The 24,937-nt window shown below is 70.9% G+C and carries 22 protein-coding genes, 1 tRNA gene and 1 pseudogene; 14 read left to right on the forward strand and 10 right to left on the reverse strand.

All coding sequences use genetic code 11. The features are described from left to right. Positions 1–40: 40 nt before the first annotated feature. Genes FJ309_04435 through FJ309_04450 form a run of 4 tightly spaced genes read left to right on the forward strand, consistent with a single transcriptional unit; the run spans position 41 to position 6,092 of the window. Positions 41–2,422: a DUF1549 domain-containing protein gene (locus tag FJ309_04435; GenBank protein MBM3953852.1), complete on the forward strand. Its 2,382-nt coding sequence runs from the start codon at positions 41–43 to the stop codon at positions 2,420–2,422. A 19-nt stretch (positions 2,423–2,441) separates the two neighbouring features. Beyond that, the gene (locus FJ309_04440) at positions 2,442–3,716 is read left to right on the forward strand and encodes a DUF1501 domain-containing protein (GenBank protein ID MBM3953853.1); all 1,275 of its coding nucleotides are present in this window, start codon (positions 2,442–2,444) and stop codon (positions 3,714–3,716) included. Positions 3,717–3,732: 16 nt separating this feature from the next. Next, the gene (locus FJ309_04445; GenBank protein ID MBM3953854.1) at positions 3,733–4,743 is read left to right on the forward strand and encodes a hypothetical protein; all 1,011 of its coding nucleotides are present in this window, start codon (positions 3,733–3,735) and stop codon (positions 4,741–4,743) included. A 44-nt stretch (positions 4,744–4,787) separates the two neighbouring features. After that, positions 4,788–6,092 (forward strand): Gfo/Idh/MocA family oxidoreductase, encoded by a 1,305-nt coding sequence (locus tag FJ309_04450; GenBank protein ID MBM3953855.1) that lies wholly within the window; start codon positions 4,788–4,790, stop codon positions 6,090–6,092. Positions 6,093–6,108: 16 nt separating this feature from the next. On the opposite strand, the gene FJ309_04455 is transcribed toward FJ309_04450, so the two are convergent. From FJ309_04455 to FJ309_04465, 3 genes are all read right to left on the reverse strand, one after another. Continuing rightward, on the reverse strand, positions 6,109–6,783 hold the full coding sequence (locus FJ309_04455) for a hypothetical protein (protein MBM3953856.1): 675 nt from the start codon (positions 6,781–6,783) through the stop codon (positions 6,109–6,111). Between the two features lie 701 nt (positions 6,784–7,484). Next, positions 7,485–8,096: a bifunctional 4-hydroxy-2-oxoglutarate aldolase/2-dehydro-3-deoxy-phosphogluconate aldolase gene (gene eda / locus FJ309_04460; GenBank protein ID MBM3953857.1), complete on the reverse strand. Its 612-nt coding sequence runs from the start codon at positions 8,094–8,096 to the stop codon at positions 7,485–7,487. A 110-nt stretch (positions 8,097–8,206) separates the two neighbouring features. Next, the gene (locus FJ309_04465; protein MBM3953858.1) at positions 8,207–8,920 is read right to left on the reverse strand and encodes a nucleotidyl transferase AbiEii/AbiGii toxin family protein; all 714 of its coding nucleotides are present in this window, start codon (positions 8,918–8,920) and stop codon (positions 8,207–8,209) included. 193 nt (positions 8,921–9,113) lie between these two features. Here FJ309_04465 and FJ309_04470 point away from each other — a divergent pair, with 193 nt between their 5' ends. The 4 genes from FJ309_04470 (at position 9,114) to FJ309_04485 (ending at position 10,577) form a co-directional block, all read left to right on the forward strand. Continuing rightward, complete coding sequence (locus FJ309_04470) at positions 9,114–9,674, forward strand: CIA30 family protein (protein MBM3953859.1); 561 nt, start codon at positions 9,114–9,116, stop codon at positions 9,672–9,674. 66 nt (positions 9,675–9,740) lie between these two features. Continuing rightward, positions 9,741–9,813 (forward strand) — tRNA-Met (locus FJ309_04475). Between the two features lie 111 nt (positions 9,814–9,924). Continuing rightward, a complete protein-coding gene (locus tag FJ309_04480; protein MBM3953860.1) occupies positions 9,925–10,233 on the forward strand; it encodes a DUF433 domain-containing protein in 309 nt (102 codons plus the stop codon). Continuing rightward, positions 10,230–10,577, forward strand: a complete 348-nt coding sequence (locus tag FJ309_04485; GenBank protein ID MBM3953861.1) for a hypothetical protein — start codon at positions 10,230–10,232, stop codon at positions 10,575–10,577. Before FJ309_04480 ends, FJ309_04485 begins: the two co-directional genes overlap by 4 nt. 77 nt (positions 10,578–10,654) lie before the next feature. Here FJ309_04485 and FJ309_04490 read toward each other — a convergent pair whose 3' ends face one another. Continuing rightward, complete coding sequence (locus FJ309_04490; GenBank protein MBM3953862.1) at positions 10,655–11,065, reverse strand: DUF1254 domain-containing protein; 411 nt, start codon at positions 11,063–11,065, stop codon at positions 10,655–10,657. 61 nt (positions 11,066–11,126) lie between these two features. On the opposite strand from FJ309_04490, the gene FJ309_04495 reads away from it, so the two are divergent. Beyond that, positions 11,127–11,570: a hypothetical protein gene (locus FJ309_04495; protein ID MBM3953863.1), complete on the forward strand. Its 444-nt coding sequence runs from the start codon at positions 11,127–11,129 to the stop codon at positions 11,568–11,570. Here FJ309_04495 and FJ309_04500 read toward each other — a convergent pair. The 3 genes and pseudogenes from FJ309_04500 to FJ309_04510 all read right to left on the reverse strand — a co-directional run bounded on the left by FJ309_04500 (position 11,478) and on the right by FJ309_04510 (position 15,888). Beyond that, a pseudogene (locus FJ309_04500) lies at positions 11,478–12,155 on the reverse strand (DUF1254 domain-containing protein). The gene FJ309_04495 and the pseudogene FJ309_04500 overlap by 93 nt on opposite strands. A gap of 42 nt (positions 12,156–12,197) precedes the next feature. Then, positions 12,198–13,544: an APC family permease gene (locus tag FJ309_04505; GenBank protein ID MBM3953864.1), complete on the reverse strand. Its 1,347-nt coding sequence runs from the start codon at positions 13,542–13,544 to the stop codon at positions 12,198–12,200. A 22-nt stretch (positions 13,545–13,566) separates the two neighbouring features. Further along, on the reverse strand, positions 13,567–15,888 hold the full coding sequence (locus FJ309_04510) for a DUF1080 domain-containing protein (GenBank protein MBM3953865.1): 2,322 nt from the start codon (positions 15,886–15,888) through the stop codon (positions 13,567–13,569). 1,035 nt (positions 15,889–16,923) lie between these two features. Between FJ309_04510 and FJ309_04515 the strand changes: the two genes are divergently transcribed. The 3 genes from FJ309_04515 (at position 16,924) to FJ309_04525 (ending at position 20,875) form a co-directional block, all read left to right on the forward strand. Continuing rightward, entirely contained in the window at positions 16,924–17,955 is a 1,032-nt protein-coding gene (locus FJ309_04515) for an L-threonine 3-dehydrogenase (protein ID MBM3953866.1), read from the forward strand. Continuing rightward, a complete protein-coding gene (gene kbl, locus FJ309_04520) occupies positions 17,952–19,145 on the forward strand; it encodes a glycine C-acetyltransferase (protein ID MBM3953867.1) in 1,194 nt (397 codons plus the stop codon). Before FJ309_04515 ends, kbl begins: the two co-directional genes overlap by 4 nt. A 632-nt stretch (positions 19,146–19,777) precedes the next feature. Further along, on the forward strand, positions 19,778–20,875 hold the full coding sequence (locus FJ309_04525; GenBank protein ID MBM3953868.1) for a porin: 1,098 nt from the start codon (positions 19,778–19,780) through the stop codon (positions 20,873–20,875). Here FJ309_04525 and FJ309_04530 read toward each other — a convergent pair. Next, positions 20,869–21,348 carry a peroxiredoxin gene (locus FJ309_04530; protein ID MBM3953869.1) on the reverse strand — a complete coding sequence of 160 codons (480 nt, stop codon included), beginning with the start codon at positions 21,346–21,348 and terminating at the stop codon, positions 20,869–20,871. The two genes, FJ309_04525 and FJ309_04530, sit on opposite strands and share 7 nt — an antisense overlap. Positions 21,349–21,482: 134 nt before the next feature. Between FJ309_04530 and FJ309_04535 the strand changes: the two genes are divergently transcribed. Then, entirely contained in the window at positions 21,483–22,847 is a 1,365-nt protein-coding gene (locus FJ309_04535; GenBank protein ID MBM3953870.1) for a hypothetical protein, read from the forward strand. On the opposite strand, the gene FJ309_04540 is transcribed toward FJ309_04535, so the two are convergent. Both FJ309_04540 and FJ309_04545 read right to left on the reverse strand, forming a co-directional pair. Further along, entirely contained in the window at positions 22,816–23,013 is a 198-nt protein-coding gene (locus tag FJ309_04540) for a hypothetical protein (protein MBM3953871.1), read from the reverse strand. The two genes, FJ309_04535 and FJ309_04540, sit on opposite strands and share 32 nt — an antisense overlap. 144 nt (positions 23,014–23,157) lie before the next feature. Further along, entirely contained in the window at positions 23,158–23,448 is a 291-nt protein-coding gene (locus FJ309_04545; protein MBM3953872.1) for an RNA-binding protein, read from the reverse strand. Between the two features lie 471 nt (positions 23,449–23,919). Here FJ309_04545 and FJ309_04550 point away from each other — a divergent pair, with 471 nt between their 5' ends. Continuing rightward, the gene (locus tag FJ309_04550; GenBank protein ID MBM3953873.1) at positions 23,920–24,789 is read left to right on the forward strand and encodes a formylglycine-generating enzyme family protein; all 870 of its coding nucleotides are present in this window, start codon (positions 23,920–23,922) and stop codon (positions 24,787–24,789) included. Positions 24,790–24,937 lie beyond the last annotated feature (148 nt).

The following is a 24,937-nucleotide window of genomic DNA, read 5'->3' on the forward strand; positions in this document are numbered from 1 at the left end:
CCGGAAGCCGTGCAGTGCGGCGGAAGCCGGGAGGGTGGCGATGGGGTGCAGGCCGTCGAGCAGGTTCGCCGTCGGCAACCGCGGGGCCCGCCTCGCCGTGGCGGCCATCGCCCTGGCACTCGGCTCGATGGCCGTCGCCGAGGTCCCCGCGCCGCCCGATTGTGCCGCGGCGATCGACGCGATCGTCGAGCGCGAGGCGGTCGGGGCGGTCGCCGCGCCGTGCGCCGCCGCCGAATTCGTCCGCCGGGTGCACCTCGATCTCGCCGGCACGATCCCGACCGCCGACCGCGTCCGTGCGTTCCTCGCCGATCCCGCCGCCGACAAGCGCGCCCGACTCGTCGACGAATTGCTCGACGGGCCGGCCTTCTCCCGCCACCTGGCCCTGGTCCTCGACGCCTGGCTCCTGGAGCGCAAAGGGGCGGGCGGCGAGGCCGCGGCATGGCGCGAATGGCTCGCCACGGCGCTGGCCACCGACCGGCCGCTCGACCAGATCTGTGCCGACGTGATCGCCGCCGACGGCGCCGAGCCGCTGCCCCACGCCGCGGCCACGTTTCTCCTCGTGCGCGAGGTCGATCCGCTGCGGCTGACGCGCTCGATCGGGCGGGTGTTCCTCGGCCGCGACCTCGAGTGCTGCCAGTGCCACGACCACCCCGACAACGCCGACCTCCGCCAGGACGATTACCATGCGCTCCGCGCGTTCGTCGACCGCAGCAGCCTGTTCAAGCCGGCGGCCGACAAGCCGGCGCTGGTCGGTGAGAAGGCCGATGGCGAGGTCGACTACACGTCGGTGTTCACCAAGGAGTCGGTCAAGGGAGTACGCCCCCGGGTCCCCGCCGGGCCCGCGCTCGTCGACGAGCCGCTCCCCGAGGCGGCCGACGCCTACCTGACGGCGCCGGCCAAGGACGTCCGCGGGGTGGCCCGCCACGGCCGCCGCGCGGCGCTGGCGCGGCTGCTCGTCGAGTCGGAGGAGTTTTCCCGCGTCCTCGCCAACCGGCTGTGGGCCCATCTCTTCGGCCGCGGCCTCGTCCATCCGCTCGACGGCCACGATCCCGACAATCCGCCGGTCCATCCCGACGTCCTCGCCCTCCTCGCCGAGCGCCTCCGCGCCGACGGATTCCACGTCCGGGCGCTCGTCCGCGGGATCGCGTTGTCGCGGACCTACCAGCGGAGCGTCGTGCCCCCGCCGCTCGACCCGGCCGGGCTCGACGCGCTCGCCAAGCGCCTCGCCGCCGAGCGCGCGGCGGCCGAGGCGGCGCTTTTACCCCTGGCGACCGCGCAGGCAGCGGCCGCCGCTCACCGCCAGGCGCTGCTCGACGCCGATGCCGCGGCCGTGGCCGCCGCCGCGCCGCTGCGCGAGCCGCGCGACAAGGCCCGCGCCGCGGCCGACGCCGCCGCCACGGCGCTGAAGGGGGCTGCCGACGACCTGGCCGCGAAGACCGCCCAGGCGTCCGCCCTCGCCGCCGCGGCGAGCCAGGCCGGCGCCGCGGCCAAGCTGCTGGCCGACGACAAGGTCCTCGCGGGCGCCGCGGCGATCATCGAGGCGCGGAGCGTCGAGTTCACCCCGGTGGTCGAGGGGGCGAAGGGGGTGCTGGCGGCGCGGACCACCGAAGAGGAAGCGGCCCGCGGGGGGCTGGCGGCCGCCCGCGCGGCGTTCGACGAGGTGCTGGCCAAGCGCTTCCCCGTCGCGGAGCGCGCCGCCGCCGACCGGGCGGCGCTGGCGGCGGCCGCCGCCTGGCGCGACGCCCGCGCCGCCCTCGCCCGGATCGACCTGCGCCTCGCCCTGGCCGCCGACATCCTCCGCCACGGTGAGCTGGCCGCGACCGACCCGGCCGGCGCGGCGGCGCTCGCCGCGAGCATCGACGAGCGCCGCACGGCGCTCGGGCAGGTGGCCCGCGTGCGGGCGCTGTCTCCCGAACAATTGGCGCTGTCGCTGGCCACGGCAACTGGGGCCGACGAGGCCGCCCGGGCGGCGGCGACTGCCGCACTCGACAAGGAGCCCCCCGCGGTGCTTCGGTCGGCGGCGCCCGAGATCGCGCCGCGGCTCCGCGCGGTGCTCGTCGAAGTGGGGGCGGTGTCGCAGCAGGCGGGCCTGGTGAACACCGTCGCCGGGCTGTACGGCGATCCGCTCGCCGGCGAGTTCCAGGCCTCGGTCAATCAGGCGCTGTGGCTGGGCAATGCTCCCGACCTTGCCAATCGGCTGGCGCCGTCGGGTGGGTCGCTCGTCGGCCGGTTGGTGGCGCTGGCCGACGACGGCGCCGTCACCGACGAGGTGGTGCTGGCGATCCTCTCCCGTCCTGCCGAGCCCGAGGAGCGCGATGATCTGGTCCGCTTTCTCGCCGACCGGGGGGGCGATCGGCCGGCCGCGATCGCCGAGCTGGTGTGGGCCTTGTTGGCAAGCGCCGAGTTTCGCTTCAATCATTGACCTCCGCGGAGACGTCGCCATGCCAGCCTTCGACAGCCCTGCCTGCGGCTCGGCGGCCCACCGCCTCTCGCGGCGCGCGCTGTTGGGGGGCATGGCCGCAGCGGCCGCCGGGGGGATCGCCGCGCGGCCGGCGCTGTCGCGCACGGTCGCCGGCAGCGGCAAGCGCGTCCTCCAGATTTTCCTCCACGGCGGCGTCAGCCAGCTCGAGAGCTGGGATCCCAAGCCGGGCACGGCGACCGGCGGACCGTTCCGGGCGATCCCGACCAGCGTGCCGGGGATCCATGTCAGCGAGCTGCTGCCGTTCACCGCCCGGCAGATGCACCACCTCGGCCTCGTGCGCGGGATGGCCGGTGGCTCCGACGACCATGGCCGCGGCCAGCGCGAGATGTTCAGCGGGCGCGACCAGCCGGCGCCGCTCGACGTGCCCGATCTGGGCGCCGTCGTCGCCAAGGCCTGCCTGGCCGACGAGTTCCCTCTCCCCGGCCACGTCCTCATCCGCGGCGCCGGTGGCGGCCCCGGCAATGCCTCGTACCTCGGCCCGCGCTACGCCGGCGTGATCATGGAGGATGCCAAGCCGCCGGCGTTCACCGACCGACCGGCCGGCCTCTCGGCCGAGGCGGAGCGGCGCCGCGCCGCGCTCCGTGCCCGCCTCGACGCGCGGTTCACCGGCCGTCGGCGCACCGCCGACACCGAGGCCTACACCTTCTCGCACGAGCAGGCCCTCGACCTCCTCGACCGGCGGCAGGTGTTCGACGTCTCCCTCGAGCCCGAGCGCGACCACGACCGCTACGGGAGGAGCGAGTTTGGCCGCCATTGCCTGATGGCCCGGCGGCTGCTCGAGCACGGCGTGCCGTTCGTCCAGGTGAACCACTCCAACTACGATACCCACTTCGAGAATTTCGACTTCCACGTCGAGCAGCTCGGCGAATTCGACCGGCCGTTCGCGACGCTCGTCGAGGACCTGGCCACGCGTGGCCTCCTCGACGACACGCTGGTCTGTGTGATGAGCGAGTTCGGCCGCACGCCGCGGATCAACGCCGGCTACGGCCGCGACCACTGGGGCAAGAGCTGGAGCATCCTCCTCGGCGGTGCCGGGATCCAGCGCGGCGCCGTGGTCGGGAAAACCAACACCGACGGCACCGAGGTGATCGAGCGGCCGGTCGATCACGGCCATGTGTTTCACACCGTGCTCCGCGCCATCGGCGTCGATTCCGCCGGGAGCTTCCATGTCGGCGGCCGCGACCTGCCGATCGCCGACCCGGCCAAGGGGCCGATCACCGAGCTGCTCGCCTGACGCCCCGGAGGTCGCCATGGCCGATCCCGCGCCGATCGATCCCGCCGCGACCCACGAGACGGCCAGCCACAAGCACGGCCGGCCGCTCGTGGGCTGCGCCTGGGATCCGGCCGGCGCGTGGATCGCGTTTTCCGCAGAGGACGCGACCGTCCACCGCCTCACCGCCGCCATGGGCGCCGCCGCCGACCTGCCGGGGCCGGCGCACGACAGCTGGCCGTGGGCGCTGCGATTCTCCCCCGACGGGACGCGTCTGTTTTCCGGCGGCTACGACGGCCGGCTCGTCGCCTGGTCGCTCGGCGAGCCGGCCGCGGCGGCCTGGCTCGTGACCGCCCACGACGGCTGGCTCCGCGGCCTCGCCGTCAGCCCCGACGGCACCACCGTGGCCACCTGCGGCAACGACCGGACGGTGAAACTGTGGCGCGGCGCCGACGGCGGAGCGCTGGCCACGAGCCCCGGTCACGAGTCGCACGTCTACGCGGTCGCCTGGCACCCCGACGGCCAGCGGCTGGTGTCGTGCGACCTCAAGGGGTTTCTCAAGGAGTGGGACGCCGCCGGCGCCCCCGTCCGCGACCTCGGCAGGGCCGAGGCGCTGTGGAAATACGACACGCAGTTTCGCGCCGACATCGGCGGCGCGCGGACGATCGCCTTTCGCGCCGACGGCGCCCAACTCGCCGTCGGCGGGATCACCGCCGTCACCAATGCCTTCGCCGGCATCGGCCATCCGGCGGTCTGCCTCCTCGACCACGCCGACGGCAAGCAGGCCCTGCTCCTCGAGCCGAAGGACAAACAGCAGGGGGTCTGCTGGGGCGTCGCCTGGCACCCGCAGGGGTTCTGGGTGAGCGTCGCCGGTGGCGGGGGCGGCGGCTGGCTGCGGTTCTTCAGGCCGGGAGAGGCTGGCGAGTTTCACGCCCTCAAGCTGCCGGCCAACGGCCGCAGTCTGGCCCTCTCCCCCGACGGGCGCCAGGTGGCGGTGGCGCTGGCCGACGGCACGCTGCGCACGTACGGATTGTTTGCCAAGACCGCCTGAACGGCCCCTGTCCATCGAGACGGTTCCCCCGAGGAGGATTCGCCATGTCGTCCCCGCGCCGTGGATCCGCGAGCTTCGGCATCTCTCCGCGCCGCACGCTGCTGCGGCTGGCGGCGCTGGGAGCGGCGAGCGTGCCCCTCGGCAGCCACGCCGCCGCCGACGAGCCGCGCCGGCTGCGCGTCGGAATCGTCGGCCTCGGCCGTGGCGCTGCCTACATCAAGACGCTCCTCGGCCTGCCCGGCGTGGAGATTGCCTGGCTCGCCGAGGTCGATCCGCGCCGCCTGGCCGCCGCGATGAAGCGCGTCGAGGGGAGCCAGCCGGCGGCCTGCCGCGGGCTCTCTGATTTCCGTGCCGGCCTCGACGACCCGCAGCTCGACTGTGTGTTCATCGCGCTGCCCAATTTCTGGCACACCCCGGCGGCGCTGTTGTGCCTCGCGGCGGGCAAGCACGTCTACGTCGAGAAGCCGGGGAGCCACGACATCCGCGAGGGGGAGTGGCTGGTGGCCGCGGCGGCGCGATCAGGCAAGCAGGTGCAGATGGGCAACCAGCGCCGGACCTGGATGAAGGACGCGATCGCCGCACTCCACGCCGGTGCGATCGGCACGGTGCGCTTCGGCCGCGGCTTCTACTATGCCTCGCGCGGTCCGGTGGGCGCGCCGCGCGCCCCGGTCGCCGGTCTCGCCGCCGATCTGTGGCAGGGGCCGGTGCCCGACGACCCGCGCCACGACATCCGCCAACTCGCCCACTACGACTGGCACTGGTTCTGGCACTGGGGCAACGGCGAGCTGGGCAACAACGGCATCCACTTCCTCGACATCCTTCGCTGGGGGCTGAAGGCGGAGCATCCGCTGCGCGTCAGCTACACCGGCGGCCGCTATGCCTTCGCCGACGCCCAGGAGACCCCCGACACCGGCACCGCCGTCTACGACTTCGGCCACGCCGGCTGCGAGTGGGTGCAGAGCTCCTGCCATCCGCGGCCGGTGGAGCAGCCGCCGGCCGAGATCGTGTTTTACGGCGACGGCGGATCGATGGTCATCAACCGCGACACGTGGGTGATCTACGACACCAAGGGTGTCGAGACGTCGATGAGCACCAGTTCCGTGGTCGGCACCGGCGACGCCTCCCACATCGGCAACTTCCTCGATGCCGTCCGCGGCACCGCCACGCTCAACAGCCCGATCGACGAGGGGCAGAAGAGCACGCGCCTCTGCCACCTCGGCAACATCGCCTACCGGACCTCGACGGTGGTCCGCTGCGATCCCGTCAGCGGCGCGATCCTCGACAACCCCGCGGCGCTGGAGCTGATCGGCAGGCCGCACTACCGCGACGGCTGGGAGGTGAGGGCGTAGCCGGGGCGGGCGGCGCTCACGGCCGGCAGATGCCGACCGCGCAGGCTGGCGGGCAGGAATCGTCGATCACCGGCTCGGCGCCGCCGTAGCCGACGGTGGTCGAGCGGTAGCCGCTGCCGGTCCAGGCCCACGAGTTTCCCCCGGTGTTGAAGACCGGGACGGGGCGGCCGAGCTGCAACTCGTAGCGTTCGCCGGTGGCGAGGTCGAACACCCGCCCCGAGTTGGTCGCCTGATCGAGCCGCCAGCGGTTGTTTTCGTCGAGGCGAAGCGAGGGGCGGGCACCCTGTGTCGCCAGCCGGCGGGCCAGCTCCGGGGCGCGCTTCTCGAGCGCCTTGCGGCGCGTCTCCTGGTCGGCCACCGGATCGAACAGGCGCACCGGGAACGACGAACCGGGGCCGAGCTCGTAGCGGAAGTCGCCGCTCTCGTCGAACCGGCTCCACATGTGCTTGCCCCCGGAGGGCCCCGGGCGGAGGTAGATGTGGCCGGCCTTGAGGTCCTTGCGTGCGATCGGCGCGAGCTTTTCGGTGAGCGGGTCGTAGCGGTAGATCACCGCCGGGTCGAGCCGGTCGTCGAGCGAGTATTCCTTGGCGGGCGTGGGGGCCGGTTCGGCGGCGCGGGCGCTGACCGGAAGGAGCGCGAGCACCGCGAGCAGGATGGCGTGGCGGCGGTGCAGGAAAGCAAGCGAGGGCATCGGAGGGCCTGCGGGGAGCGACGGCAGGCCGCGCAGGCCGCCAACGGGATCGTACCTCGCGATTTGTGGTCAGGTCGGCTGAATCGCGGTGGCGGCTGATGAGGTGAGGGGAGCCGCGGGTCGGGATGTGCAGAGGGACGCGGGTGACGGCCGATCAGTCAGTCGTTATGGAGCCTCAGCTCGGGCTCTGCAGAGGGACGCCCCCCGCGCCTTTGCCCTCGCATCGACCCGCACGAAGTTGCGACGGGCCGATGCGAGGGCGACGGCGGAGGGGCTTCGCGGGTCCCTGGGCGCGGGGGATCGGGCGATCGGTCGGTTGGCGGGGAGCCTCGGCTCGGGCTCTGCAGAGGGACGCCCCCCGCGCCTTTGCCCTCGCATCGACCCGCACGAAGTTGCGACGGGCCGATGCGAGGGCGACGGCGGAGGGGCTTCGCGGGTCCCTGGGCGCGGGGGATCGGGCGCGGGATGGGGGGGCGGTCAGGTCGGTGCGGCTCACGGAGAGTGAGTGGATGTCGTTCGGCGGTGGTGTCGCTCGGGCGGGGTTGGGTTGTGCTGTGGTGGGGCTGTGCCGGGGGCGGGCTGTGACGTGGTGGGGCTGTGACGTGGTGGGGCTATGACGTGGCGGGGCTATGACGTGGCGGGGCTATGACGTGGCGGGTGATGCGATCGTTGCGATTGTCGTGTCGGGGCCGCTCGGGGGGTCAGCTGGATGACGCGGCGCGGGCGAGCGCCGTGATCGCGTCCCAGTCGCCGACGCGGATCAGTTCGGCCGGGGTGACCCATGAGCCGCCGACGACCGGACAGTTGCGCAGGGCCCGGTAGGCGGCGCCGTCCTCGCGCCTGATCCCGCCGGTCGGGCAGAAGACCACGTCGGGGAGCACCGGCGCCAGCGCCTGGAGAAACGCGATCCCGGCGGTGCCATGGGCGGGAAACAGCTTCTGCTCGAGGAAGCCGTGGGCGCGGGCGGCGATCGCCTCGCTCGGCGTCGCCACGCCGGGGAGAAAGGGCAACGCGCTGGCGTTCACCGCGGCGGCGATCTCGGGGGTCAGCCCGGGAGAGACGCCGAACGTCGCCCCGGCGGCGACGGCGCGCTCGACGTCGGCCGCCGACAGGAGCGTGCCGAGGCCGACGTCGGCGTCGGGCTCCGCGGCCCGCATCGCGCCGACAGCCGCGCACGCCGCCGGCGTCCGCAACACGATCTCGATCACCCGGATCCCGCCGGCGACCAGCGCCCGCGCCAGCGCCGCGGCGACGGAGACATCGTCGATCGTGACGATCGGGATCACCGGGCCACGCGACAGGATCGCGCGCATCGGCCGGACGTGCCCGGTTGCTCCTGCGGCCATCGCGATTTTCCTCGGGGGCTGCCTGACATCACGGCGTGGCCACGCATCGGCATCCGGCTGATCGCGCGGACCGGGCCTCAGTCGAGCGACAGGAGCGACGACCTCACCTCGCGGAGCCGCGCCAGCGTGGGCGCGTCGCGCAGGTGCGGATACTCCTCCAGCAGGGCGACGACATCGGCGATGTCGTGCTGCCGCTTGCTCGGCCGTCGCTGCGGCTCGGCCGCTGCCGCGAGTTTGAGCACGATCATGTCGATCGGTGTCGCCACACGGATCACCAGTCCGTCGGCAAGATGCGTCGGTTCGGCGCGACTGACGGCATCGGCGATCCCCACATCGTCGGCCGAAAACCGCACCGTCGTTCGCAGGCTGCCGGAACCACCTGCCGGAGCCTGCCAGGTGTCGCTGTGAGCATGCCGGCCCCTATGCTCGAATCCGGCGGCGACAAGCGCGGCACGCGGAATATCGTCGAATCGCGGGACGGCGATGTCGATGCCGAGCGTCGTCCGTGGCTCGCCCGTGCGGATCTGCATGGCCACGCCACCGATCAGCGCATAGGCCACCCGTTCGCGGTTGAGGAGGGTCGCCACCAGCCGAAGCGGCCCCTCCTTCGTGTCGCTCGGATCGATGCCCATCGTCTCGGTCCAGAGGTGATCGAGCGCCAACCCGATCAGGAGCCGCTCGCGGGCAGCCTCGGCAGAAGAGGTCATGGCACGCTCTCGGGATCGGGTCGCCGACCGCACTCTCCGCGGTCGCTGATCGAATGAGTCCGGCCGTGCCGCGCCGGTCGTCATCGTCACGGGCGTCGGGGACGGGAGTGGGCCATCGCCCCGACTCCAGCCACCATTGTAATCGGCAGCGATACCGCGATCGGCGCCCCGAGGCCGCCCAGCGGCCACCGAGGGCTCGCCGTCACCCCGTTTGATCGGGCGCCCCCGGTATGCTCGAGCAGGACCGATGACCTCCGGAGGGGTGGCGATGCACGAGATGCTGTCGGTAACGCTGACGTTGTTTGCCGGGGTTCTCGCGGGCGACGGCGCCCTGCTTCCGCTTCTCGACTTTGCCGCTCCCGACGCCGGGCAGGTGTGGCAGGCGGTGAACGACGGCGTGATGGGTGGGCGTTCGCAGGGGCGCTTCAGGATCACCGAGACCAAATCGCTCGAGTTTTCGGGAAACCTGTCGCTCGAGAACAACGGCGGCTTCGCGTCGGTGCGCACCAAGCCGATGGCGCTGGGGATCGCGGCGGGCGACACGCTCGTCATGCGCCTCAAGGGAGACGGCCGCGAATACATGGTCAATATCTACACCACGGCCCGGCGCATGGCGTTTTCCTACCGGGCCGTCGTGGCGACGGAGAAAGACCGGTGGCAGGAGATCCACGTGCCGCTTGACCGGTTCGAGCCGACCTCGTTCGGCCGGATCGTGCCCGGCATGGGCCCTGTCGCCCCCGACCAGATCAACGGCTTCGGCTTCATGCTCGGCGACAAGAAGCCGGGCGCGTTCCGTCTGGAAGTCGAGTGGGTCAAGGTGCTCCGCGGCAGCGAGTGAGCCGGGGCCATCGGCCGCGCGCGGGCCTCGTGGTGCAGCGCCGCAAAACAGGTACAACAAGGCCGCGGGCCCGTAGCTCAGCGGTTAGAGCAGGGGACTCATAATCCCTTGGTCGAAGGTTCGAATCCTTCCGGGCCTAGTTGGTTTCGCCGGTCCGCGAGGTTGTCGAGCGACGTGCTGCCGAATCGCCGATTGAACAGGCGGCAGCGTGGTTTTGAGGCAGAGGATTGACCGGCGGAGGAGCACGACCATGGCGACCGTTTCCTACCCGCACATCGCACTGAGCGCGGACGGTGTGCCCTATCTCGAAGGCACGCGCACCAAAGTCGTCGAGATTGCCCTCGACAGCCTCGCCCATCATTGGGATGCCGACGACATCCAGCGACAGCATCCGCACCTGACGATGGGGCAAATTCATACCGCCCTGGCGTATTACCACGATCATCGTGAGGCCCTTGACGCCGTGATCGCCCAGCAACTGGCGGACGTCGATCGAATCGCCGGCGCACAGCAACCCTCCGTGCTGCGCGAGAGACTGAAGCACGTGGGGCGGCAGTGAGCCTCCGGCTGTATTTCGACCACCATGTGCCACGGGCGATCGCTGTCGGCGTGCGGCAGCAGGGCATCGACGTACTGACCACGGACACGGACGGCATGGCCGACCGTGACGACGAACTTCTTCTGCAACGTGCGACCGACCTCGACCGCGTCATATTCACGCAGGACAGGGATTTCTTGGCGCTGGCGGCGGCATGGCAGCAGACCCGTCGAGAGTTCACCGGTATGGTGTACGCTCATCAGTTGCGGATCACCATCGGCGCGGCGATCCGGGACCTCGTCGTGATCGCTTCGTTGATGCATCCCGACGAGATGCGAAATCGTGTCGAATTCCTGCCGCTCTGATTCGTTTTCGAACGTCATCGCAGCCCGACGCCGGATGCCATCGATGGGCGGGGCCCTCGCGGTGCTGCCATTCCCGCCTACTCGATCACCTCGATGTCTGCCAGCACCCAGGAGCGGTCGAAGTAGGCCTGGGTCGGGCCGTAGAGGCGGAAGTAGCTGAACCAGCCTTTGCCCGGGAGGGGCTTGATCCAGTTGCTCTCCGGCGTGCCGGCGGGGACCGCGGGGCCGAACGTGATGGTCACCGAGCCGTCGGAGTTGGTGACGATCGCATCGCGCGACGAACGATCCGGTGGAACACCCGTGTCGACGAAGCACCGGGTCTCGTTGTCGTACACGGTGACCGACCAAAACTGCGCCACGGGAACGTCCTTGGGAACCGTGAGGCGATAGGTCTTGCCACCATCGAGCCAGCGGCCGTGAGCGTCTTTCGCGGCCTCGAGGTAGACCTGGCCGACCCCGACCGCCCGGCCCATCATCCCGACCGACACGCCGACCGCCTCGTAAAAACCAGCTCGTGCGCTCGTCCAACTGCGTGTGGTGCGGGGCTTCTTGGTTGGTCTCGGCGAGAAACAGGGAGATCTCCCAGTTCCTGCCCGGCCAGACTTTCGCCCCTTCGAACCGCTTGCGGTAGGCGATCGCCCGGGCCATCACCTCGCCGGTCCGGGCGGCGTCGACGAGGATCTGCTTCTGCCGCTCGGTCGGCGTGAACGGCTTGCCCTTCTCGATGCCCAGCGGCTGGAGCATTCCCATCATCATCCGGTCGCGCTCGTGGACCGGTTCCTCCTCGATGATCTTCGCGAGACCCTCCCAATACGCGAGGCCGCGCGGCTGTTCGCCGCTCCACCGGCGCCCCGCCGGCGATACGTGACGGGTCGGGGCGTGGCGGTCGCGCTGGCTGTAGGGATAGATCCGCAAGCCGTCGATGAGCTGCCTGGCTCGGGCCGGATCGGGATCGAGCACGCGGTGGGCCGACCAGACGTTCACGGTCGGTGACCGGAAGACGAAATAACCCTCCGGCTTCATCTCGGGATCGTCGGGGCCGAGGATCAGATACCTGCCCCCCGCGCCCTTGTCGGGGCCGGTCTGTCCGGAATCGGTGATCGGCCGCTGCCAGAAATCGGTGAAGCCACCTGCCGTGGGGCCGGCGGGAACCTCGAACACCAGCGGGCCAGCCTCCTTGAGGTTTGGAAACGCCATGATGTAGGGCGTCGTGGCGTTGGCGGTCAGGAGGCCGAGCTTGTCCTGAAACGTCAGGTAGTCGACGTAGTCGAGCTTGCCGGCGCCGAACCGGGCGAAGTGTTCGCTCTGCCATTGCTGCATCGCCATCAGCGGCAGGGCCCAGAGGTAGGCCTGGCAGGCCCGCTGATAGTCGATGTCGTCGAAGACTTTCACGATCGTGGCATCGGTGGGGTAGCCGTTTTCCAGTTCGAGCGGGCCGAGCCTCGATGCGACGGTGCCGGTCGTGGGCAGGAGCTGCGCGTGCGCCGCGGGGGGCGCCTGCGCGAAGACCAAGAGAGCGGCGAGGATGATCGCGCAGGGAGTCGATCGACGGGGCACTCTTCGCAACGCGGTCGTCATGCATGGCTCCTGGTCATGGACTGTGGCGGCTACTTTCCAGACTTACCGCCGGCGCCATTGGTCGCGCACGAAGAACACCACCACTCCCGATGCCAGCACGGCCGCCGCGAGGGTGATGGCCTCGACCTTCGACGTGCCGAGCACGAACAGCCAGCCCGCCAGGGCGACGAGGCTCGGCAGCGGATAGAGCCACATCCGAAACGGCATCTGCTCGGCCGGCAATTGCCGGCGCAGCAGGTGCAGCCCGATGATCTGCCCGATGAACTGGATCGCGATCCGCACCGTGACCGCGGCGTCGATCACGCTCGGCAGCGGCCAATAGCAGAACACCGCCGTCAGCACCCCGAGGCCGAGCAGCGCCACCCACGGGTAGCGGTGGACCGGGTGGACCCGGGCGAAGACCGGGAGGAAGTCGCCGTCACGGGCGGCCGCGTAGAGGACGCGCGAGTAGCCGAGGTGGATCGCGAACAGGCAGGCGGCCACCGTCCAGAGGATGAGCAGGGTGAACGCCACCGCCACCGGCCGGCCGTAGATCGTCTCCATGAATTCGGCGGCGATGTTCTGCGACGCCATCGCCCGCTGCCAGGGGATGACCCCGATGATCACCGTGTTCATGCACAGGTAGATCGTGGCGACGACGGCGATCGAGATCACGACCGCCCGAGGGATCGTCTTCCCCGGTTCGACCACCTCGTCGCCGAGATGGCAGACGTTGTAATAGCCGAGGTAATCGTAGATCGCGATCAGCATCGCGCCCCCCAGGCCGGTGAAGAACCGGCCGTCGAGCCGGAAGGCATCGGGGGGGAAGGTGATCAGTTCGGGGCGGAAGTTGAACAGGCCGGAGACGATCACCACCGACACGGTGACGAGCGTGCCGATGGCGAGGACGATGCTCAACGGCCCGAGAAAGCCGATCGGCCGCGCCAGCACGGCCGTCATCACGAGGACCGCGACGGCTGCCAGCGTGGCCGGCCCGCCAGGGATCGGCCAGTCGGCCAGGTCGGGGCGGATGTATGCCAGGTAGTCGATCGCCCCGATGTACCCCGAGGCCATCTCGAGCGTGCCGGAGACGGCGAACTGCCAGATGAACAGGAACGGGATCAGCCGCCCCCACCGCGTGCCGCCGAAGATCCGCGACAGGAAGTGGTACGACCCGCCGCTGCCGGGGATCGCCGCGCCGAGCTCGCTCCACACCAGCCCGTCGCACAACACGAGGACCGCGGCCACGACCCAGCCGACGAGCGCCTGCGGGCCCGCCATCGCGGCGATGAACAGCGGGATCGTGATGAACGGGCCGATCCCGACCATGTTGGCGACGTTGAGCGCCGTCGCCTGCCACAGGCCGATGCTCCGCTCGAGCGGTGGGGAAGGTGAGTCGGGCACGTGCATGGCGTGTGGGTGGAGAGCTCCTCTACGGCCGAGCCGGCGTAGCGCTGCTTGCGGCAGCGAAGTCGCGCGGAAACTGGAACCGGCTCTGTTCCTCCCCCGTGACGGAGTGGTGGCGGAGTGTGAGCGTGGGCGGGCCGTCGCCGGCGACCTCGCCGGAGAGAAACCCGGCGGCGACACGGAGGAAGCGCTGCTCCGGGCGCGTGTCCCCCTCGCGCCAGCCGAGCTCGTGCAAGGCGCTGCCCGGCCCGCAGCCGAATTCCCACAGACCGGTGGCGGCGTCGGTCGACGCATACTGCCAATGGCGGTCGCCGCAGACGACGATCACGCCCGGGAGTTTGGCGAACGCGTCGCGCAACTGCCGCCCCTCCCAGGCGAAGGCGTCGTTGGCATGGTTGTCTTTCTTCCCCGCCCGGTCGGGGCCGACGATCGGCGTCGGGCTGACGACGAGTTTGAACGGCGCGTCCGACGCGGCGAGTGATTCGAGCAGCCAGGCCTTCTGCCGGGCTCCGAGGATCGTCTTCTCCGGACCGTCGGGCTGCGGATTGGGGCTGCGCTCGTCGCGCCCCTCGAGGAGCCAGATCTGCAGGTCGCGGCCCCAGCGCACGGTGGCCCAGTGCGGCACGCGCGCCGGGAACTGCTCTTCGTTGAACAGCCGCGCTCCCTCGGCAAACGAGACGGCGCCGTAGGTGCGGCCGGGCCAGGTGTCGTTGGCGAGCGTGTCGTGGTCATCCTTGAGGAAGTAGCTGGTGGTGTGGGCGTACAAATCGCGATTCGACGGCAGGGCGAACAGCCGCCCCCACTTGAAGCGCATCAGCGGCAGCGTGAATGCCCAGGGATCGGGTTTGTCGTAATACTCGATGTCGCCGGCATGGACGACGAACGCCGGCCCGAGCGCCGCCATCGCCGGATAGATCTTGTGGCCGCGCGGGCCGTCGTCGCGGCGGCCGTAGTCATGGCAGGTGGTGACGCAAAACACGAGCGCCGCGGCCTCATCGGCCCGGGGAGCGGTGCGAAACGTGCCGCATGTCACCGCGGCGGGCTCCCCGGCGGGGGTCCGCGCCTCGACGACCGTGCGGTAGAGATGGTTGGAGTCGAGCCCCTCCAGACGCCACTGGGCGGTGAAGTCGCGCTCGGCCGCGGTGGTGATCCAGTCGGTGTGGCGGATCCGCAGGCGCTGGTGGTCGGGGTAGTACGAGAGGCGCACCTGCCCCGGTGCCCCCGGTACGGCGCCCGTCATCGTGTCGAGCGCGGCCCCGGGCGGGAGCTGCGCCCGCTCGAGCGCGGTGGCGTCGGTCTGCCGCGCCAGTTCGCCGGCCTGCGTCTCGCCGATGGCGACGAACGCGGGGCCGTCGGCGACCGCCTCCGGATGGCGCGTGGTGCGCGTCCAGATGACGATGCTCGACTGGTCGGCCCAGCCGTTGCGGGTGGCGTTGGCGAGAAACGGACCGGTCCGCGGCGCGGGCGAGGGGGACGGCGCGGGATGGGCCACGAACCGGAAGTCCTTGTAGATGGCCCGGCCGCCGTGGTCGGTGAGCATCACGCGGTCGCCCGGTCCGGGGCGGCCGAAATCGGCGGAGCCGTGAAACTTGCTCAACGCCACGGTGGTCTCCCAGGCCGGGCCGGAGAGGTCGGCCGTGGCGACGAGCCGGCCGTTGAGATGGTGCTCGATCCGATCGCCGATCGCGATCACCGACGCGGTGTTCCATTCACCGGGGGGATGGAGGACCTTGTCGCGCAGCGGCTCGACGAGGTCATAGATCGCCGCGGTCGACCCCTTCGAGCCGTCGCCCGGCGGGGTGTCGATGATCTGGTATTCGAGGCCCAGGAACCGGTCCTCGAAGATCGGGCCGGGGAACCGGCGGACCCGGTACTTGAGCCCGGTGTTGACCCCCTTCTCGATCCGCCACGACCAGTGGAGCTCGAAGTGCGCCGGTAGCGGCGGCGAGAGGATGTTGCCGCCGACGTGCGGGCGGACGAGGCGGACCTCGCCGTCTTCGAACTGCCAGCCGTCGGAGACCGGCTGCCCCTCGGGCGTCTGCCAGAATCCGCGCCGCGTCCAATCGGCCGCAGCGGGGGCGGCAACGTCGGCCGCCGCCGACGCCGTCGACCCCGCCGCGACTTGGGCCACGACCGCCCGGGTGCATGGCCCAGGCATCGCGATGCCGCTCACCAGCGCGGCAGCGATGCCGGCCCGCAGGGCGGCACGATGACTGGGGTGACGGTACATCGCGGGAACAGCGGGGGCGAAACCGGCACGATATCCAACGGGTTCTATCCCGGGGTCACCCCGCGTCACAAGCCGCCTGGGGTGCGGGGCCGGGAAAGACGACTCTCGAGGCATCATGCTGCCGGGTGGTCATCGAGCACGGGGCATGGCGACTGAATTCCTGACGCAGACGGCCCGATCGGCCGATCACCAGTCGCGGAGGCGATGCCTCGGTCAAGGAGGAACGTCCGCGCGAGAGTTTCCCCGCTCCCCGGCTTGCGCACCTTGCCCCGAACCTCATCGAAGCGGATCCGCCGGCCTCCGCGACTCCACTCGCTTTGCCGCGGGCTCTGCGTTGCCATCATGCGAATCGGCACGGCGATCGCAGTGCTGTCGATCACCCTCCTCGTGCTCGTGGTGGCGGCGCTGCCCGGTGCCGCCCAGGACGTCGCCGCCCGAGGCGATGGCGAGCCCGACGCGCCGGCCATGACCGAGCGCGACGCGTTTTCCTACTCGATCGACCTGCTGCCCGACGACCCGGCGCCGACGACGTTCGAGGAGGCTCCCGATGCCACGGCAGGCGCCGCTGCAACGCGCCGAGCAGTGGTATGGCCAATTCGGCAACGTGTCGCTCAACGCGGGCACGTTCACGCCGCCGGCGACGGCACCGACCAATTCGTCAACCAGGCGCTGATCGCCAACCCGATGTTCCTGCTCGGGTTGCCATACTCGTTCTTCACCGCCGGGATCGTCTCGCCCCGCGAGTGGGGTGGGATGTCGGTGTTCGTCATGAATCCCAAGAACCGCACGGCCGACTTCATGCAGGTCGGCGACCTGTTCAACCAGGACATCTTCATCGGCGCGGAGGTCAAGGCGAAGACGACGTTCTTCGGCCTGCCGGGCCAGCAGCACGTCGGCGGCGTCTGGAAGCACCAGGAGCAGCGCGATCTGCGGTTCGTGTTCTCGCCGCCGGATCCCTACCAGCCGCCGGCCGGTGGTGCGCCGACGCCATTTTCTGACTTCATCGTGGACAAAGCCATCCATGGCCCATTCCGGCCGCGGGACGGCCGGCGCAGGAAGTCCACTGGAGCGGGCCCGGGGCGATGGCATACCCTGCCACCTCGGCCCTCGCCCGGCCGCCACTCCCTCCCGCCGGACTCTTCGATGGACACGATGCAGGCGCTGCTCAAGCGGGAGTCGCGCCCCGGACTGTGGCTCGAGCGCGTGCCGATTCCCGAGATCGGGATCAACGACGTGCTGATCCGCGTCGATCGGACCGGGATCTGCGGCACCGACCTGCACATCTACGCCTGGGATGCCTGGGCGCGGAAGACGATCCCCGTGCCGATGGTCGTCGGCCACGAGTTCGTCGGTGAGATCGTCGCCGTCGGGTCGAACGTCCACGACTTCTTCATCGGCGAGGTGGTCTCGGGGGAGGGGCACGTCGTCTGCGGCCGCTGCCGCAACTGCCTCGCCGGCCGGCGGCACCTGTGCAAAGACACCCAGGGGGTGGGTGTCAACCGTCCCGGGGCGTTCGCCGAGTACCTCGCCCTGCCGATGACCAACGTCTGGCACCACACCCCCGGGATCGACCGCGACGTGGCCGCGATCTTCGACCCGCTGGGCAACGCCGTCCACACCGCGCTGTCGTTCGACGTCCTCGGCGAGGACGTGCTCGTCACCGGGGCCGGACCGATCGGCCTGATGGCGCTGGCGGTGGTGAAGCACGCCGGAGCCCGCCACGTGGTGATCACCGACGTCAATCCCGACCGGCTCGAACTGGCCCGGCGGATGGGGGCGACGGTCGCCCTCGACGTCCGCACCGGGCGGCTCGCCGACTGCATGCGCGAACTGGGGATGAAGGAGGGGTTCGACGTCGGCCTCGAGATGTCGGGCTCGCCGGCGGCGCTGCGCGACATGCTCGACGTGATGTGCCACGGCGGGAAGATCGCGATGCTCGGGATCCCGGCCGAGCCGGTGGCGATCGACTGGAACACCGTGATCTTCAACATGCTCACGATCAAGGGGATCTACGGTCGCGAGATGTACGAGACCTGGTACAAGATGACTGTGATGGTCGAGAGCGGCCTCGACATCACCCCGGTGATCACGCACCGCTTCCACTTCACCGACTTCGAGAAGGGGTTCGCGGCGATGCAGTCGGGACGGAGCGGGAAGGTGATCCTCGACTGGAGGCAGGGATGAGCCGGGAGTCGCTCTACGAAGCGCTGGCGGCCGACGCCGAGGCGATGCGCGCGGCGGGAACCTACAAATCCGAGCGCGTGATCGCCGGGCCGCAGGGGGCGAAGGTGCGCGTCGCCGACGGCCGCGACGTGCTGGTGATGTGCGCCAACAACTACCTCGGGCTCGCCAACCATCCCGAGGTCGTTGCCGCGGCGCGCCGGTCGCTCGACGAGTGGGGCTACGGCCTGGCGAGCGTGCGCTTCATCTGCGGGACGCAGCGGCTCCACAAGGAGCTCGAGGAGCGAATTTCCCGGTTCGTCGGCATGGAAGACACGATCCTCTACAACTCCTGCTGGGACGCCAACGGCGGGCTGTTCGAGACGATCCTCGGGCCTGACGACGCGATCATCTCCGACGAGCTCAACCACGCGAGCATCATCGACGGCATCCGGCTGTGCAAGGCGCGCCGGCTGCGCTACCGCAACAACGACATGGCCGATCTCCGCGCCCGGCTGGTCGAGGCGCGCGACGCCCGCTACCGGCTGATCGCCACCGACGGCGTGTTCTCGATGGACGGCTACCTCGCCGACCTGTCGGCGATCTGCCAGCTCGCCGACGAGCACGACGCCTTGGTGATGGTCGACGATTCCCATGCCGTCGGTTTCGTGGGCCAGCGCGGCCGGGGCACCCACGAGCAGTTCGGCGTGATGGAGCGGATCGACATCCTCACCGGCACGCTCGGCAAGGCGCTCGGTGGCGCCAGCGGCGGCTACACGTCGGGGCGCCGCGAGCTGGTCGAGTGGCTGCGGCAGCGCTCGCGGACGTATCTGTTTTCCAACACCGTCGCCCCGCCGGTGGCGGCCGGGGCCCTGGCAGCGCTCAGGATCCTCGAACGCTCACCGTCGCTGCGCGACACGCTCGAGGAGAACACCCGCTTCTTCCGCGGCGCGATGGCGGCACGCGGGTTCGCGATCCTGCCGGGCAGCCACCCGATCGTGCCGGTGATGGTCGGCGACGCGGCGGCCGCGGCACGGATGGCCGAAGCGATGCTCGATGAGGGGGTGTATGTCGTCGGCTTCTCCTACCCCGTCGTCCCCCAGGGGAAGGCGCGGATCCGCACGCAGGTGTCGGCGGCCCATTCGCGCGACGATCTCGAGCGCGCGGTGGCGGCGTTCGAAGTGGTGCGGAGCCGGCTCGGCAGCGGCGACTGAGGAGCACGCGACAGCGCCAGCGTCGGGTGGGCAGCGGGGCTGCGGCGTGTCCGCCAGCCTTTCCCAGCCGGATTTCTCGCCCCGATCGGCACGGTCAGCCGATGAGGAGCCCGGAGGAGAGTCTCCTCATCCGGGGAAGCTCCGCGCTTTCCCCGCGACTTACCCGGTCTGCCACGCCTTCCCCGGCGAGACGGATGGCCGACGCGGGAGGACTGCCGCGCCATGCCGATCGCACCACTCGCGCGCCGTGCACGCTCGCCGACCCGTCGCCTGGTGGCGAGGGGGTGCGGCGCGGTCGTGGTCGCGGTGCTCGCGATCCTCGCAAGCGCCTTCGCCGCGGCGGCCGACCCGGTTGCCGACGAACTGGTCGCAGCAGATGGGCAGGGGGAATTCGACGCCGGCGTCGAGCCCGTCGCGCCGGTCGTGGCCGACGACTGGGGGACCGACGACCTCGGAGCCATCGTTCCCGGGCTGTCGTGCACCGACTGCCCGGGAACCGGCTGCGAGCCCAGCAGCCGGCCCCACGGCTGCGAGCCCAGCAGCCGTGGCGGCGGGCGCTACTTCGTCGACTACCGCGACGGCTTCGCGATCCCGAGGCGACGCCCTTCTCGCTGCGGATCCGTAATCAGAACATGTTTCGCTACAACGGCTTCGCCCGGTCGGAGCCGTCGTGGACCGATGCCGCCGGCACCGTCGTGCCGATCGTCAACTCCAACTACTTCGGGATCCCGCGCGGGCGGTTGATCTTCTCGGGCAACGCGCTGGCGCCCGATCTCTCGTATCTCCTCAATATCGACTACAACTCCGTCACCAGCCAGCCGATCGGCTTTCGCGCCTTCTGGCTGAGCTACAAGTTCAGCGACGCCGTCGAGGTGTTTGCCGGGCAGTCGAAGGTGCCGGGGTCGCGCGAGTGGCTGGAGACGGCGTTCGCGCCCCTGCAGAGTGCCGACCGGACGATGGCGACGACGTTCTTCCGTCCCAGTCTCAGCCAGGGCGTGTGGATCACCGGCGCGCCGGCCGAGGGGCTCTTCTACCACGCGATGATCGCCAACGGGTTCAACACGTTGAACCTCATCCCCGAAGCCCTCAACGACCGCTTCGCTTGGTCGGCCTCGGCATGGTGGGAGCCGTGGGGTGATTTCGGCCGCGGCTACTCCGAGCTCCAGGACCACCGCGATGCCGCGATCCGCCTCGGCAGTTGCTACACCTACGCGCTGGGCAGCGGCAGCCAGGCGGAGAGCGACGCGGTGGAAAACTCGCCGATCCGGCTCTCCGATGGCACGATCATCACCACGACAGGCGCGCTCGCCCCGGGCGTCACGCTGACGTCGTACGACGTCGCACTGGCGGCGCTCGACTGCGCGTGGAAGTACCGTGGCATCGGGGTGTCGAGCGAGATCTATTTCCAGGACCTGCGCGGCCTGCGCGGCACCGGGCCGCTGCCGATCGCGTCGACGTCGGCGTTCGGCGGCTTCATCAAGGGGGGCTACTTCGTCGTTCCGCGCGAGACGGAGATCTATGCCCGCGCGTCGTACGTCACCGGCGCGTACGGGTCGGGATCGGAGCTCGGGGGGGGCTTCCACCGGTTCTTCTTCCCGGGAAAGGACTCGCTGTTTTTCACCGGCGACGCCGCCTGGCTCGAGCACTCGCCGGCCGGCCAGAACCGCACCGGCTTCGTGGCCGGTCAGACGGGCCTGCTGGTGCGCCTGCAGGTCGTCGCCGCCTACTGAGGGGCGCCCGGCGGCGCGGCGGCCAGGCCGAGCGCCGCGAGGGCTTCGCGGACGTGGGCGTCGGAGGCGAACGTCGCCGTGAACACCTTCCGCACGATCCCCTCGCGGTCGATGACGTAGGTCGTCCGCCCCGGCACGAAGCCGAGGATGCTCGGCGCGCCGAGGGCCTTGCGCAGGCTGCCGTCGGTGTCGGCGACGAGCGGGTAGGGGAGGGAATGGCGGGCGGCGAACGCGCGGTGGCTGGCCGCCGAGTCGGAACTGACGCCGATCACCTCGGCGCCGGCGGCGAGGAAACGCTCGTGCGAATCGCGGAAGGCACAGGCTTCCTGCGTGCACACCGGCGTGCCGTCCTTGGGATAGAAGAAGATCACCACCGCGCGCTTGCCGCGGTAGTCGGCGAGCCGGGCCTGCGTGCCGTCGGCGAACGTGAGCGTGACGTCGGGGGCGGGATCCCCCTCGCGGATCGCGGGCATCGCTGGCTCTCCGAAGTGTCGGCCGTGCCGGGCGCCGCGGCCCGGAGGTTCCATCGTACCGGCGTGGCCGGGCGCCGGGCGACCGGTCCCGGCCGCTACACTCTCCCTGCGCTACGGGTTCGCGGAGCCGGGCCTTGGAGACTCGCGACGGAGGTGCCGACGATGGGCGGTCGCAGGTGGTGGGGCGCGGTGGCGACAGTGGCAGTGCTGGCCTGGCCGGCGGCAGCCGACGACATGGTGCCGGCCACGGCCGCGCCGCGCTGGTGAGGGGGAATCTCCACACCCACACGTTTTGGAGCGACGGCGACGACTTCCCCGAGATGGTTGCCGAGTGGTACCGGACGCACGGCTACAACTTCCTCGCGCTGTCCGACCACAACGTGCTCTCGCAGGGGATCCGCTGGGACAAGGAGCGCACGCTCCGCGCCAAGGCGGGAACCGACGTCGTCGCCACGTACCTCGAGCGCTTCGGGCCGGCCTGGGTCGAGCGGCGCGGGACCGGCGACGACGGCGAGATCCGCCTCAAGCCGCTCGACGAATTCCGCTCGCTCGTCGAGGAGCGCGGGCGGTTCATCCTCATCCCGGCCGAGGAGATCACCGACAAAGCGGAGAACGTGCCGGTCCACATCAACGCCACGAACGTCCGTGATCCGATCGCGCCGGCCGGCGGCCGGACGGTCGTCGAGGCGATCAACGCCAATCTCCGTGCCGTCCGCGACCAGGCCGAGCGCGCCGGCCGCGAGATCCTCGCCCACTTGAACCATCCCAACTACGGCTACGCGATCACCGCGGAGGACCTCGCCCAGGCAGTCCTCGAACGCCACTTCGAGATCCACAACGGCCACCCCGGCGTCAACCAGCGCGGCGACGATCTCCATCCCGGCATGGAGCGCCTGTGGGACATCGCCAACACGATCCGGCTGGTCGATCTCAACGCCCCGCCGCTGATCGGCATCGCCACCGACGACAGTCACTCCTACCACGGCAAGCCGGGCGGCTCCCATCCGGGGCGCGGTTGGGTGATGGTCCGTGCCACCCATCTGACGGCCGAGAAGATCGTCGCCGCCCTCGCCGCCGGCGACGCCTATGCCTCGACCGGCGTCACGCTCCGCGACGTCGCGTTCGACCCCACGGCGCGGCGGCTGGTCGTCGACATTGAGCCCGACCCGGGCGCGACCTACACCGTGCGCTTCATCGGCACGCGCCGGGGTGTCGACACCGCCGGCACGCCGATCGACCCGGACTCACTCGAGCCGGCAGCGCGGAAAAACCTCGGTCGGCTGCGCACGCGTCATTCCGAACGGATCGGCGAAGTCCTGGCGACGGCCACCGGCCCGCGCGCGGAATACACGCTCGGCGGCGACGAGCTCTACGTGCGGGCGATCGTCACCTCGTCGCTGCCGGTCGCCGACCCGTCGTGGGAAGGGCAGGTACAAGAGGCCTGGACGCAACCGGTCGGCTGGATGGTCAGGGAGGCGCCACCGGCGGCGCCGCGCTGACGGGAGCCGGGGTGGCAGGCGCGATTGCCGCGCGGAGCAGGCGGTCGTTGCTCGCGCGCATGCACTGCGGGTGGGCACCGCCGCGCGAGTAGGTCGGTTGACCGCAGACCGGGCAGCGCGGCCGCTGGTTGGTGGTGCTCGGGGGCACCGATTTCTTCTCGGACATCGCGATCACCTCGGGGAGTGGCGGCGGGAGGCGAAGACGGCAACGGGCCGCGGCCGCGGCCGGAACGGAATCCCGCTCCGGCCGCGACGCGTGCGGCCCGAAGCCTCGATAGACCGGGCCCATCGAGGGCGCGGTCCACGACGACTACCGGCGGCCGCCGTAGCCGCCGCGGTTGCCCGGGCGCTCCTCACGCGGACGCGCCTCGTTGACCACCAGCCGGCGGCCATCGACCTCGCGGTCGTGGAGCGCGTCGATCGCCGCCTTGGCGGCCTGCTCGTCGGCCATCTCCACGAACCCGAAGCCCTTGCTTCCGCCGGTGTCGCGGTCGGTGACCACCTGCGCCGAGCGCACGGTGCCATGCTCGGCGAACAGCGTCTCGAGCGACGCGTTGGTGACCTGGTAGTTCAGATTGCCGACGTACAGTTTCTTACCCATGATGCACGAACCTCTCGGGAACATCCCGGCGACCCCTGGAAGTTTCCGGGCCGCGAAGAAAAGGGCCAGAGTGGTGGCCCACCAAGCCGGGATGGCGAGAGATCACGCGGCGTTGACACCCACCCTGACGACGTTCGCCGGGGCGAACGGCCGGTCAGGGAGTCACCGACGACACGAGCGAGGATCGGCATTCCAGATGACTGCGATCATACCCTGGATCGCCCGCCGCTGCACGCGACAGGCCGGTGGTCCTGTTCGAGGGCACGTATTCGACGATGTTCGCCGCGTCGCCGCCGCCGACGCCGCGCCACGACTACAACCAGATCCTCTACCGTCTCGATCTCGACGACCCAAGGCTCGCCGGTCCGGCCGGCGATTGACCGGAAAGGCGACCGCCGGGGATAGTGATCGGTCGGGGCAGGGGTGACCTCGCCCCCGGGCGCGGCCCGGGTCGCCGCGGGGAGACGAGCGATGGCCAAGCGGGTCGCGAGACGGACCGGTTCGGTGCGCGCGGCCGGCGCGCGGAAGCGTGCCACGCGGGCGGCCGCAGCGCCGCGCACGCCCACTGGGCGCCGCGCCCGCCCGCGCGCCGCGGCCCCGGAGCCGGCCCTTGACAACGGCGTCGGGATGCGGATGGTGCCGATCCCCGCCGGCACCTTCACGATGGGCAGCCCGCGGAGCGAGCCGGAACGCAACGCCGACGAGCAGGCGGTGGCGGTGACGATCTCCCGGCCGTTCTTCATGAGCGCCACCCCCGTCACCCAGGCGCAGTGGAAGAAGGTGACCGGTACCGAGCCGTGGAAGGGGGAGCGCTGCGTCGGGCGCAACGCCGCCTATCCGGCGGTGTACGTCGACTGGCACGGGGCCGTGGCGTTCTGCAAGGCGCTCACCGCCGCGGAAAAGAAGGCCGGCCGGCTGCCCGCGGGCATGGCCTACCGGCTGCCGACCGAGGCCGAATGGGAATACGCCTGCCGCGCGGGAACGCGGACCGCCTATTCGTTCGGCGCCAGCCCGCGCCGGATCGGGGAATACGCCTGGTTCTACGGCAACACCGAACTGGCGCGCGAGCAATACGCCCATCCGGTGGCGACCAAGAAGCCGAACGGCTGGGGCCTGTTCGACATGCACGGCAACACCTACGAGTGGTGCGCCGACTGGTACGCCCCGCGGCTCGCCGGAGGCACCGACCCGGTCGGTCCGGCGAAGGGCACGGCCAAGGTCCTCCGCGGCGGCGGCTGGGGCTACGAGCCGCCGCGCTGCCGCTCCGCCGACCGCAACAAGAACGACCCGACGTTCACCGACTTCAGCGGCGGGTTCCGCGTCGTGCTCGCCCCGGCGTGAGCCGACGGGCTACTTGATGTCCTGACCCCAATCGGTGTGGTCGGGGCTGGGCCACTGGTCACCAGCGCCCGCCGCGCCCCGCATGCCAAGGGCGAGTGTCGCGGCTGACAGACGACGATCTTTCTCGCGCCCCCTGGCTTCACCGGTC

It is taken from the genome of Planctomycetota bacterium (assembly GCA_016872555.1).
Lineage (GTDB): Bacteria > Planctomycetota > Planctomycetia > Pirellulales > UBA1268 > F1-20-MAGs016.

Coding starts and splice junctions, on each gene's coding strand:
- FJ309_04435 (MBM3953852.1), top strand. CDS start 41: ATGGGGTGCAGGCCGTCGAGCAGGTTCGCCGTCGGCAACCGCGGGGCC.
- FJ309_04440 (MBM3953853.1), top strand. CDS start 2,442: ATGCCAGCCTTCGACAGCCCTGCCTGCGGCTCGGCGGCCCACCGCCTC.
- FJ309_04445 (MBM3953854.1), top strand. CDS start 3,733: ATGGCCGATCCCGCGCCGATCGATCCCGCCGCGACCCACGAGACGGCC.
- FJ309_04450 (MBM3953855.1), top strand. CDS start 4,788: ATGTCGTCCCCGCGCCGTGGATCCGCGAGCTTCGGCATCTCTCCGCGC.
- FJ309_04455 (MBM3953856.1), bottom strand. CDS start 6,783: ATGCCCTCGCTTGCTTTCCTGCACCGCCGCCACGCCATCCTGCTCGCG.
- eda (MBM3953857.1), bottom strand. CDS start 8,096: ATGCGCGCGATCCTGTCGCGTGGCCCGGTGATCCCGATCGTCACGATC.
- FJ309_04465 (MBM3953858.1), bottom strand. CDS start 8,920: ATGACGACCGGCGCGGCACGGCCGGACTCATTCGATCAGCGACCGCGG.
- FJ309_04470 (MBM3953859.1), top strand. CDS start 9,114: ATGCTGTCGGTAACGCTGACGTTGTTTGCCGGGGTTCTCGCGGGCGAC.
- FJ309_04480 (MBM3953860.1), top strand. CDS start 9,925: ATGGCGACCGTTTCCTACCCGCACATCGCACTGAGCGCGGACGGTGTG.
- FJ309_04505 (MBM3953864.1), bottom strand. CDS start 13,544: ATGCACGTGCCCGACTCACCTTCCCCACCGCTCGAGCGGAGCATCGGC.
- FJ309_04510 (MBM3953865.1), bottom strand. CDS start 15,888: ATGATGCCTCGAGAGTCGTCTTTCCCGGCCCCGCACCCCAGGCGGCTT.
- FJ309_04515 (MBM3953866.1), top strand. CDS start 16,924: ATGCAGGCGCTGCTCAAGCGGGAGTCGCGCCCCGGACTGTGGCTCGAG.
- kbl (MBM3953867.1), top strand. CDS start 17,952: ATGAGCCGGGAGTCGCTCTACGAAGCGCTGGCGGCCGACGCCGAGGCG.
- FJ309_04525 (MBM3953868.1), top strand. CDS start 19,778: ATGTTTCGCTACAACGGCTTCGCCCGGTCGGAGCCGTCGTGGACCGAT.
- FJ309_04530 (MBM3953869.1), bottom strand. CDS start 21,348: ATGCCCGCGATCCGCGAGGGGGATCCCGCCCCCGACGTCACGCTCACG.
- FJ309_04540 (MBM3953871.1), bottom strand. CDS start 23,013: ATGTCCGAGAAGAAATCGGTGCCCCCGAGCACCACCAACCAGCGGCCG.
- FJ309_04545 (MBM3953872.1), bottom strand. CDS start 23,448: ATGGGTAAGAAACTGTACGTCGGCAATCTGAACTACCAGGTCACCAAC.
- FJ309_04550 (MBM3953873.1), top strand. CDS start 23,920: ATGGCCAAGCGGGTCGCGAGACGGACCGGTTCGGTGCGCGCGGCCGGC.